Annotated in this window: 8 protein-coding genes; 1 reads left to right on the forward strand and 7 read right to left on the reverse strand. The window is 70.4% G+C overall.

The window, feature by feature from the left end:
- Positions 1 to 13: 13 nt before the first annotated feature.
- The 4 genes from HV824_RS15100 to sppA all read right to left on the reverse strand — a co-directional run bounded on the left by HV824_RS15100 (position 14) and on the right by sppA (position 4,519).
- Positions 14 to 454, reverse strand: coding sequence for an SRPBCC domain-containing protein (locus HV824_RS15100; protein ID WP_176418220.1), 441 nt, complete (start codon positions 452 to 454; stop codon positions 14 to 16).
- On the reverse strand, positions 451 to 777 hold the full coding sequence (locus HV824_RS15105) for a helix-turn-helix transcriptional regulator (RefSeq protein ID WP_176418221.1): 327 nt from the start codon (positions 775 to 777) through the stop codon (positions 451 to 453). Before HV824_RS15105 ends, HV824_RS15100 begins: the two co-directional genes overlap by 4 nt.
- A gap of 433 nt (positions 778 to 1,210) precedes the next feature.
- Positions 1,211 to 2,494 (reverse strand): general secretion pathway protein GspE, encoded by a 1,284-nt coding sequence (locus HV824_RS15110; protein WP_176423587.1) that lies wholly within the window; start codon positions 2,492 to 2,494, stop codon positions 1,211 to 1,213.
- Positions 2,495 to 2,728: 234 nt separating this feature from the next.
- Entirely contained in the window at positions 2,729 to 4,519 is a 1,791-nt protein-coding gene (sppA, locus tag HV824_RS15115) for a signal peptide peptidase SppA (protein WP_176423588.1), read from the reverse strand.
- Positions 4,520 to 4,727: 208 nt separating this feature from the next.
- Between sppA and HV824_RS15120 the strand changes: the two genes are divergently transcribed.
- Positions 4,728 to 7,559, forward strand: a complete 2,832-nt coding sequence (locus HV824_RS15120; RefSeq protein ID WP_217917409.1) for a pitrilysin family protein — start codon at positions 4,728 to 4,730, stop codon at positions 7,557 to 7,559.
- Between the two features lie 71 nt (positions 7,560 to 7,630).
- Here HV824_RS15120 and HV824_RS15125 read toward each other — a convergent pair whose 3' ends face one another.
- From HV824_RS15125 to HV824_RS15135, 3 genes are all read right to left on the reverse strand, one after another.
- On the reverse strand, positions 7,631 to 8,380 hold the full coding sequence (locus HV824_RS15125) for a hypothetical protein (protein WP_176418225.1): 750 nt from the start codon (positions 8,378 to 8,380) through the stop codon (positions 7,631 to 7,633).
- A 180-nt stretch (positions 8,381 to 8,560) separates the two neighbouring features.
- Positions 8,561 to 9,340 carry an alpha/beta fold hydrolase gene (locus HV824_RS15130; RefSeq protein WP_176418226.1) on the reverse strand — a complete coding sequence of 260 codons (780 nt, stop codon included), beginning with the start codon at positions 9,338 to 9,340 and terminating at the stop codon, positions 8,561 to 8,563.
- Between the two features lie 75 nt (positions 9,341 to 9,415).
- Positions 9,416 to 10,663 (reverse strand): multidrug effflux MFS transporter, encoded by a 1,248-nt coding sequence (locus tag HV824_RS15135; protein ID WP_176418227.1) that lies wholly within the window; start codon positions 10,661 to 10,663, stop codon positions 9,416 to 9,418.
- Positions 10,664 to 11,094: the final 431 nt, after the last annotated feature.

Genomic DNA, 11,094 nt, shown 5'->3' on the forward strand with positions numbered 1-11,094 from the left:
GGTGGCTCGGTGTTCAGGCCTTGAGGGCCGGGTTGTTGGATTCCTTCTCGAGTGTCTTGGCGAGCTTTCCGTGCATCAGCTTCCAGCCGAACTCGGCGCCGTGGAACGCCTGGTCCTCCTTGAAGCCGGAGTGCTCGAAGAGCACGCGCGTCCCATCGCCATCGGCTTCGAGGCGGTAGCGGACGCGGGTATCCAGCCAGCCCTCGCCAACGACCCAGGTGAACTCGAGCTCGGACGGAGGCGCGCACCGGAGCACCTCGCAGTGCACGGTGAGGCCGTCGAATCTGGCCCGAGCGTCTGGAGGCACGCGGAACGTGAAGCGATGCCCGACGCGCGGCTCGAAGTCGTTCGGGTACATCCAGTCGGCGAGCGCCTCCGGGGTTGCGAGCGCGCGCCACACGACGGCGGGCGGCTGGGTGAACTTCAGCTCCCGTCGGATGGTCTTGGTCGTCATTGCTGCTTGTCGCCTTTCTCGAGGTGTCGCCGCAGGCGGGCGAAGTTGTCGTCCCAGAACCGCTCGTAGTGGGCAATCCAGTCGCGCACCGGCTCCAGCTGCTCCGGCACGAGTCGGTACCGCCGCTCCCTGCCATGCCGTTGCTCGGTGACGAGGCCCGCGTCGAGCAGCACGCGCAGGTGCTGAGACACCGCTGGGCGGCTCATCTCGAAGTTCTCGGCGATGGCGTTCACCGGGCGGTCGCCGTCGACCAGCAGGTCGAGCATGCGGCGCCGCGCCGGATGGCTGATCGCTCCGAACACCCCTGGCTCGGTGTGCATCATCGTGCGGCCATAATGCGTAAGGAGATGCTTACGTGTCAAGAGAAGTGAAGGAGCGGCGCGGCCCGAGGGCGTGTCCACTCAGCGCCCGCCAGCTCGGACGCGGCGCAGCCGGGCCGCTGGCGGGGGCCTCGCGCCGCAACGCGCGCGCGCCGTCTCCACCGCCGAGGCGTCGCGGCAATCGCTGCGCGCTGGCTGGAAGGAGTGAAGCGGCTCGCTGGGGCGCAGGGCCTTGACGCACCTGGAGCCGCCCGGCCGCGGAAGCCAGCCCGTCACGGCCCCGCGGGTTTGCTGTGGTGCGCTCGCCGAGGCGCTTCACCGCGAGGCGCTCTACCGATGAGGGAGCGCCACCCGGCTACCGCCTGGCTCCTGCTGGAAGTTCATGGCGACGCGGCCGGAGCCTCCGTCGCCACCCCTGGCTGGGACGCGTGACGGTTCAGCTGGCCCGCTTGAGGTCCGCGTCACCCGCGGCCCGCGCCAACCGCCGCACGGCGCGCAGGAGCAGGTCTGGATCCACGGGAGCGGCGAGGAAGCCCCGGGCGCCCACCGCCTGGGCACGCGGCAGGTCCTGCTCCGGCGTCTTGCCCGCCACCAGCACCCGCGCGTGCGTCTGCTGGCGCAGCGCCTCCATGGACGGCAGCGGCGCCACCACCACCTGCGCCTCATTCGCCGCGAGCAGCTCCGCCGTGCTGGCGACGCGCGCGCTCAAGCCGGCCTCCGACAACACCCGGACGATTCCCGCGCTGGCCTCCGCGCCCCACCCGTACACGAGCACCTGCGCCATGGGCACCGGCTGCGCGGCCGTGAGCACGGGCACCGCGGGCGCACGCTTCCTCGCGGCGAGGTGCACGGCCTGGGCGGAGAATGGGGCCTTCGGGGACAGCGGCCGAGCCGCGCGGACGACGTGCGCCCCTTCCTGGAGCGAAGACGACGCGGCGCTCAGCGGCAGTGACTGCGCGGGGCGCGCTCCCACCGTCGAGCCCGCGGGCACGGCCCGCGAGTCCCGCGGCTGCTGCACCTGCGGCGAGGGCTGCGCCACCTCCGCGGGCATGGCGCGGATGGCCTGCACCAGCCGCTCCATCCGTGACGGCACCGCCTGCGGCTGCGCGACGACCTCCTCCAGCGAGGACAGCAGCGGCAGCCCGTCATCGCCGCCAGGGTCCTCCATGTTCGTCAGCTCCGCCATGCTGCCGCCGAGCACCATGGGCATGCGCTCGTCGGCCTCGGGCAGTGAGAAGCTCTCCAGTCCGGACCGCCGGGGCACCGCCTCACCGGTTTCGCCCCGGTAGAGCCGGCCAATGGCCCGGCGGATGGCCGCGTCCGACGCCAGCTTCGCCACCACGCGCGGCTTGCCGGACACGCTCTTCACCGCGTCCAGGGACGCCAGACTGGCGGGGGCGGCGATGGCCACCACCAGCACCGAGTCCCGGCTCCCCTGCCCTTCCAGCTTCAGCGGCACCACCCGGTGCGCCTCCGCCACGCGCTCCGGAATCAGCCACGTCAGGCTCGCGTCCGGCGGCTGGACGTCCAGGTCCACCGTCTGCATCCCCGCCTGGAGCGCCAGGGCCTCCAGGACCTGCTGCGGGGTGCTGAAGCGCTGGTCCACCACCACCTGCCCCAACGGCACGCCCCACTTGCGCTGGTACGCCAGCGCCGAGTGGAGCTGCAACGCGTCCACCACACCCCGCTCCATCAGGATGTCACCCAGTCGCTTCTTCATCTCGTCCCCCTCACGCCTTCCGCCCTGGCCGCCAGCCCCATGGGGCAGCCCGAGTCCGGGAAGGTCACAATGTCTTCTACGCTTCCATTCGCCCGGGAGCTTCCCGGCAGGCGACAGACGCTTCCGTCGCCGCGCCACTTGCAAGGTGAGGACCGACCCCTCCCTCGTCGCGGGCGCGGGCGGCGTGGCACCAGGGCGTCCCGGCGCCACGCGTCCGCGTCCTGGGAGGACGCGCTACCAGCTCGCCTCGGGCAGGGGGGCGTAGAGCTCGCCGCGCGTGCCCTCGAAGAGGCCCACCCGCGCGCCCACGGCGTACACCTTGCGCACGCCCGCCACCAGGCTCGTCCACGGGGACAGGACGCTGATGGAGGCGGCGTCGTCCTCGCTGTTGTCGCCCGTCTGGCCCAGCAGCTCGGAGAGGATGGCGGACGCGGGCTTCTTGCGCGGATACACCTCCACGTTGACGCGGGCGTCGGCCGGCAGCTTCGCGGCCTCCTTCGCCAGCTCGAGCGCCTTGGGGTAGCCGCCCAGCGCGTCCACCAGCCCGTGCGCCAGGGCGTCCTCACCCGTCCACACGCGGCCCTTGGCCAGCGACTGCAGCTTCTCCAGCGGGAGCTTCCGGCTGGCCGCCGCGCGCGTCGTGAAGTCCGCGTAGATGCGGTCCAGCGACGCGTCCATGCGGGCCTGCTGCTCCGGCGTGTAGTCCGCGTCCGTGCCGAACATCTCCGCGTTCTTCCCCACGGCGACGCTGTCGAAGTTCACCCCCAGCTTCTCCCAGAAGCCCGCCGTGACGAACTTGCCCGCGTACACGCCGATGCTGCCGGTGAACGTGCCCGGCTGCGCGACGATGCGGTCCGCCTCCATGGCGACGAAGTAGCCACCGCTGGCGGCGTAGCTGCCCATGGTGACGATGACGGGCTTGCCCGCCTCCTTCGCGCGCTGCACCTCGCGGCGCACGGTGTCGCTGGCCACGTAGCTGCCGCCCGGGCTGTCCACGCGGAAGACAATGGCCTTCACCCGCGAGTCCTCGGTGGCCTTGCGCAGCGCCGCGGCGACGCTCTCCGCGCCCATGGACTGTCCGCCCGACAGCGGGTTGGACTGGTTCTTCCCGCGCATCACCTCGCCCACGCCGTACACCAGGGCGATGGTGTCCCCGGACACGTTCGGCCTGCCGGCGCGCTCCAGGTACTTCTTCACGTAGAGGAAGCGCGCGCCCTCGCCGGCCTGCTCCTCCAGCCCGCCGAGCACCTCGTCCCGGTAGCGCAGCCCCGTCACCAGCTTCGCCTCCATCGCCTCCTGCGCCATCAACGGCGCCTTGTCGATGAGGCTCCGCACGACGTCCTCCGTCAGCCCGCGGTCCTCGGCGATGCCGCGCACAATCTGGCCGAAGAGGCTGTTCGTGAAGCGCTCGGTGGCCTCGCGGTGCGGCGCCGTGTAGTCCTGCTCCGTGTAGGAGTTGATGGCGTTCTTGTACTCGTAGCGGGCGAAGTAGCGCGGCGTCACGCCCAGCTTGGAGAAGGCCTCGCGGGCGAAGGGCAGCTCGAAGGCGAGCCCGTTGATGTTCACGTCCCCCGACGGCTGGATGTAGATTTCGTCGAAGGCGGACGCCAGGTAGTAGCCCAGCGTGCTGTTGCCCAGCTCGCCGAAGGTGTCGGAGTACGCCACCGCCTTCTTGCCCTTGGCGCGGAAGGCCTTCACCGCGTCGCGCAGCTCCTGCGTGGCGGCTGGCGTCCCCGGATGGCCGATGCGCACCAGCAGGGACTTCACGCGCGTGTCGTCTCCGGCCTTCTCCAGCGCCTCCACCACGTCGCGCACCGTGGTGGGCGCCTCGCCAAAGGCCCCCATCAGCGAGTCCCCTCCCCCGTGCTCCGACAGCGGCTCTTCCAAATCCAGCTCCAGCACGAGGTTGGAGGGCACCCCGGGCTTGCTCGCGGACGCGAGCAGCATCAATCCCACGAGGCCCACCACGAAGAGGACAGACAGCGCGCCCACGAAGGCCAGCGCGCCGATGAAGAATCGTTTCATCCGAAGGGACTCCTGATGCCCGGGAGAGACAGGGTACGGTCCTGGCAAGGGGTGCTTACTACTAACGCGCGCGGGCGACGATGCTTGCACGTCCCCACGGCTGTCGCTTCAGCGACGCCGGGTTGCTCGGAGTGCCACCGTTCGGGATGGCCCGGGGGCCAACTCGGGTTAGAAGCCGGTGCATTCCAAAAAGACCCGCGAGGACCGCATGAAGCGTCGTACCCCGCTCGCCCTGGTGGCGGCCCTGCTGATGGTGGCCGGCACGCCAGTGTGGGCCCAGACTCCCGCCGTCGCCAACAAGGCCCCCGCCACCCCGTCCGCTGTCACGAAGAGCAAGGCGAAGGGCCGCGCGCTCGCCCCCGTGACGAGCGTGGAAGGCATCTCCGAGTACCGCCTGCCCAACGGGCTGAAGGTGCTCCTCTTCCCCGACCCCACCAAGCCCACGGTGACGGTCAACGTGACGTACTTCGTGGGCAGCAAGCATGAAGGCTACGGCGAGACGGGCATGGCCCATCTGCTGGAGCACCTGATGTTCAAGGGCACGCCCACCACGCGCAACGTGCCCCAGGCGCTCACCGAGCGCGGCGCCCGGCCCAACGGCACCACCTGGCTGGACCGCACCAACTACTACGAGACGCTGCCCGCCTCCGACGCCAACCTCCGCTGGGCCCTGTCCTTTGAAGCCGACCGCATGGTCAACAGCTTCATCGCGAAGAAGGACCTCGACAGCGAGATGACCGTCGTCCGCAACGAGTTCGAGTCCGGCGAGAACGACCCGCGCGGCATCCTCTTCGAGCGCGTGATGAGCGCCGCGTACATCTGGCACAGCTACGGCAAGGCCACCATCGGCGCGCGCTCCGACTTGGAGAACGTGCCCATCGACCGGCTCCAGGCCTTCTACCGGAAGTACTACCGGCCGGATAACGCCGTGCTGGTGGTGGCGGGCCGCTTCGAGGAGGCCAAGGCCCTGTCGATGATTCAGGACACCTTCGGCAAGCTGAAGAAGCCCAACATCCCCCTGCCCGCCACGTACACCGCCGAGCCCACGCAGGACGGCGAGCGCGAGGTGCAATTGCGCCGCGTGGGTGACACCGCGCTGCTCACCAGCCTGTACCACGTGCCTGAAGGCGCGCACCCCGACTTCGCCGCCATCGACGTGCTGACGCTGGTCATGGGCAACAACCCCTCCGGGCGCCTCTACAAGTCGATGGTGGAGACGAAGAAGGCCTCGCGCGTGAGCGCGTCGAACCTCCAGCTCCGCGACCCGGGCATCATCGTCTTCAGCGCGGAGATGCGCGACGACCAGCCGGTGGCCGCGGCCCGCGAGGCGCTGCTGAAGACGGTGGAGGCCGCGGCCCGCACGCCCTTCACCGAGGAGGAGGTCAACCGGGCCAAGGCCACGCTGTCCAAGTACATCGACCTCACCATCAACAACTCCGAGCGCGTCGCCATCAACCTGTCGGAGTGGGAGGCCACCGGTGACTGGCGCCTGCTCTTCCTGCACCGCGACCGCATCGAGGCGGTGACGCCCGCGGACGTGACGCGCGTGGCGTCCGCCTACCTCAAGTCCTCCAACCGGACGCTGGGCACCTTCATCCCCACGCCGAAGCCAGACCGCGCGGAGCTGCCGGCGCCAGTCAACGTGGCGAAGATGATGGACGGCTTCAAGGGCCGCGAGGCCGTAGCGCAGGGCGAGGCGTTCGACCCGTCACCGGCCAACATCGAGTCGCGCGTGCAGCGCGGTGAGCTGCCGGGCGGCGTGAAGTACGCGGTGCTGCCGAAGAAGACGCGCGGCAACATGGTGAACGTGTCCCTCACCCTGCGCTGGGGCACGGAGGAGGCGCTGCGCGGCAAGGCGGACGCGGCGCAGTACGCCGGGCGAATGCTGATGCGCGGCACGAAGCAGCACACGCGCCAGCAGCTCCAGGACGCGTTCGACAAGCTGAAGGCGCGCGTGGGCGTGGATGGCGGCAGCACCGGCGCCTCCGCCTCCATCGAGTGCCCGCGGGAGAGCCTGCCGGAGGTGCTCAAGCTGGTGGCCGAGGTGCTGCGCGAGCCCGCCTTCGACGAGAAGGAGTTCGCCCTGCTGAAGCAGGAGCGGCTGGCGTCGCTGGAGTCCGAGCGCAGCGAGCCGCAGACGCTGGGCAACATCGCCTTCTGGCGTTCGCTGTCGGGCCACTACCCGAAGGGCCACCCCTACTACGTGGCCACGCTGGACGAGCGCATCGCCGGGGTGAAGGACACCACACTGGAGCAGGCGCGCGCCTTCCACAAGGCCTTCTACGGCGCGTCGAATGGCGAGCTGGCCGTGGTGGGTGACTTCGAGCCCAAGGACGTGACGGCGCTGGCCGGCACCCTGCTGGGTGGCTGGAAGAGCCCCGCGCCGTACCAGCGCGTGCAGCAGGTGTTCGGCGGCGGTGAGGCCGCATCCGTCGCGCTGGAGACGCCGGACAAGGCCAACGCGTACTACATGGCCGGCCAGTCGCTGAAGCTCCGCAAGGATGACAAGGATTGGCCGGTGCTGATGCTGGGCAACTTCGTGCTGGGCGGCGGCTTCCTCAACTCGCGGCTGGCCACGCGCATCCGTCAGCAGGACGGCCTCTCCTACGGCGTGGCCAGCAGCCTGGACGCGAGCGACGTGGACGAGGTGGGCACCTTCTTCACCTACGCCATCTACGCCCCGGAGAACGCGGCCCGGCTGGAGACGGCCATGCGCGAAGAGGTGACGCGCGCGGTGCGGAAGGGCTACTCGGCGGAGGAGCTGAACAAGGCGCGCTCGGGCATCCTGGAGTACCGGCAGTCGGCGCGGGCGCAGGACGGGAGCCTCGCGCGGCAGCTCGCCAGCTACCTGTTCCTGGGCCGCACGCTGGCCTTCGATGCGGCGCTGGAGCAGAGGCTGACGCAGCTCAAGCCGGAGGACGTGCGCAAGGCCATGGCGCGGCACCTGGACTGGACGAAGGTGACGCAGGTGCGCGCGGGCGACTTCGCCACCGCGCAGAAGAAGGCCGCGCCCGCGGTGAAGGCCCCCGCCGCGCCGTGACGCGGTAGTCCGTCATCCTTGTGAGGGATTGGAAGCCCCGCGGTGCCTCAGTGGCGCCGCGGGGCTTTTGCCTACCGGGAGCCCCACTGGAAGTCGTGGTACCAACTGGCCACGTTCACGCTGAGCCCCACTACCGTGCTGTGCCGCTCATGGGGAAGCGGCTCGCCGCCCAGCTTGAGCGCCCACGCGCGCTGCACGTAGACCTTTACCCACTTGTAGCCGCCCTTCACCGTCACGGCGGGCTCGGCGAAGAGCCACACGGGGCGTGTCACGTCGTCGGCCACGAGGAACTCGCGGGTGCGCTCCGCGTCGGTGTAGCCAGTTGCGTCGAGCGAGACATACTTCACCGCGGACAGGCGCACCGAGCCCGCGAGCTCGAAGTAGGGCGTGACGTAGCCCAGGTTCGGTTGAATGAAGGCACGCACGGCGCGGGCCGTGAAGCCGACGTCGCGGGGCATGGCGCCGTTCACCTCCAGCCGGTCGCTCGCGGTGGATTGGCCGTAGCCCAGACCGCCGTAGGCCTCCCACACGCCGTTGCCCAGGAAGGTGCCGTAAAGGCCGCCTCCCACTTCACCGAGCGCGCCGTTCGCGCGGCGCTCCCCTTCCGCATACCGCTCGTAATAACCCTGGGCCAGCAGGCCAACGCCCTCGCGTGGGGACCAGGCCACCTGGAGGTTGTTGTTGCCGAGCGTCCCCTTCAGCTCACCCTCCTCTCGCAAGAGCGGCGCGCTGACTTGATTGGGTTTGTACAGCGTGGTGGTGCATCCGGTGACGGCAAAGGAAATCCCCAGCGCGAAGCAGGTGCGGCGGAGTCGTCTCATGGCAGCCTCCTGCACCTGAAACACAGCAATGGCTGTGCCTGCTTTCCTGACGCAGCGGGCCACGCCGCTCCGTCGAGGAGCGGGTGCTGGGAATTACCTGACACGTCACGATTCGCGTGGATGTCAATCCGCGAAACCCAGGACGCGGTGCGCAGCGTGTGACGCGCCCTCCCCTCCCCTTCAGCGCGGCGGCAGCGTGGCGAGGAAGGCGTCCAGCGCGGCGTTGAAGCGCTCCGGTGCATCCATCATCAACCAATGGCTGACACCTGAGAACACGGTGTGCGGCGTGCCTGGGTACAGCAGGTGGTAGGCATGGGGCTGGATGAAGGCGTCCACGACGAGCGTGTGGAATGGGCCCTTGTAGCGCTCCAGCACGCGGTCCGAGTTGAACGTGAGCATGCTCTCCAGCGCGCCGACCACCACCTCGCGCGGCGTGGCGTGCAGCCAGCGCATCACCGACTCGTGCGTGTGCGGCTTCGCGTTCTGGAGGATGGGCGTGAACCACGCGTCCATGAAGGCGCGGTAGGAATCAGGACGTGTGCCTTCGTGGAAGCCTTGGAGCTGCTCGGGCGGGAGCGGCGGCATCGTCCCCGCGGCGTCCGCGATGACGAGCCCGGCGAGCCGCTCGGGCCAGCCACGGGCGTACTCCGCCGCGACGTAGCCGCCGAAGCTGTGGCCCACCAGGACGAAGCGCTCCAGGTCCAGGGCCGTGGCCACCGCATGAAGGTCATGGGCCATTTCCTCGGCGCCGTAGCGGCCCTGGGCGTCGAGCTCCGAGTCGCCCATGCCGCGCAGGTCGAACGACACGGTGCGCTGCTTCAGGTGTGCCTGCTGCGCGGCCCACTGCTCACGCTGGGAGGCGTTGCTGTGGACGAAGACGACGGGAAGGCCGCCGCTGCCAGCGTCGGTGACAGCGAGCTGGCCCGCGGGTCCCTGGACGGTACGCGAGGTAGAGGTCATGGCGCGCGGGACGATGACACGATTCGCGGCCCGCGCGCTGGGGGCACCCTCCCCTGCCCCTCGCGAGTGTCGGGTTCAGGCCGCGCCCTGCCGTGACGCCACGTCGCCCAGCGCCACTGCCCCCTGCTGGCGCGTGCGTGCCCGGAGCCCGACGAACGCGGCGAGCCACGCGAGCAGCGCCATGGCGGCCATGACCCCGGCCATGGGCAGCGCGGTGCCATTGTTGAACGTGCTCACGGCCCACGACGCACCGGCCGCCGCGGTGAACTGGAGCGCGCCCAGCGCGGCCGACGCCATGCCCGCGCGCGCGGCGTGCCGCTCCAGCGCAATCGCAGTCGCGTTGGGTCCCACCAGGCCCATGAGCGACACGAAGAAGAACAGCGTGACGGCGATGCCCCATAGGCCCATGAAGCCGGTCCACGCCACCACCAGCACGGCCGCCGCCGCGACGACACACAGGCTCAATGCCAGACGCAGCAGCCGGTGCAGCGGCAGGTGCGTCACCAGCTTGCGGTTGAGCTGCGCCACCGCAATCAAGCCCAGCGCGTTGACGCCGAAGAACCAGCCGAAGTGCTCCTCCGGAATGCCATACAGCGAGATGAACACGAACGGCGAGCCCGCGATGTACGCGAACATGCCCGCCTGCGCGAAGCCTCCGGCCAGCGCCGGGCCCACGAAGTCCGGGTCCTTCATCAATGCGCCCAGCCGGGAGCGCATCGTCTGCGAGCCCTCGTGCGGCGGCGCCGTCTCCGGCAGCGACTTCAGCACGAAGGCCAGCGCCACCGCGCCCACCGCCGCCAGCGCCACGAAGATGGCCCGCCACCCCGAGTACCGGAGCACCAGGCCGCCCAGCAGCGGCGCGAGGATGGGCGCCACGCCCATGACCAGCATCAGCCGCGACATCGTCCGCGCGGCGTCAACGCCGGACCACAAGTCACGCACCACGGCGCGCGGAACGACCAGGGCCACCGAGCCACCCAGCGCCTGCACGAAGCGCAGGGCCACCAGCATGGGAGCCGACGGCGCCAGCGCGCAGCCCAGCGAGCCCAGGACGTACAGCGCCAGGCCCGCGTAGAGCGGACGCGTGCGCCCGAAGCGGTCGATGAGCGGGCCCGTGAAGAGCTGGCCCAGCGCCAGCCCCGCGAAGCACGACGCGAGCGTGAGCTGGATGGCCGGCGCGGTGGATTGCAGGTCCTCCGCGATGCGCGGCAGCGCCGGCAGGTACATGTCGATGGAGAGCGGCGCGAACGCGGTCAGTGTCCCCAGCAGCAGCTCGAGCCCGAGCGTGCCCTGCACGGCGGGCCTGTTCGAAGACGTGGTCATGGACTCCCTGGGCCAAGGGCCGAGCCCCGGCGGATAACCGGCCCTCCGCCTCCGCGCCGTGGATGTGCCGCGCGCCCAGAAGCACGATTGCTGGAAGGGAACGCCGTGGCTGTACCCACCGTCCCCCCACCCGCCGAGCAGCCGCGTGGGCCGCCACCGGCATGTCAGACCCCCGGGTTATTCCTTTTCCCGTCGCGCACACGAAGGTGTCGGGCCCTGGCGGCCCGAGCTCGATTTCGCCACTGCGCCCTCACCGCACGGAGCGAGTCCACCCATCCGTGTACGCGACACCCGATTCCCCCGCGCGCGGCATCAGCGCTGACGTCGCGCGCGGGGGAAAAGCGTGGTGCCCTGGCCATGGGGGCCGGGGGCCGCGCCAGCGTGGGGCGGACCTTCAGGTCCGTTGAGCGGGGAGGTGCCGTCATCCCGGG

Source organism: Myxococcus sp. AM009 (genome assembly GCF_013372605.1).
GTDB lineage: Bacteria > Myxococcota > Myxococcia > Myxococcales > Myxococcaceae > Myxococcus > Myxococcus vastator.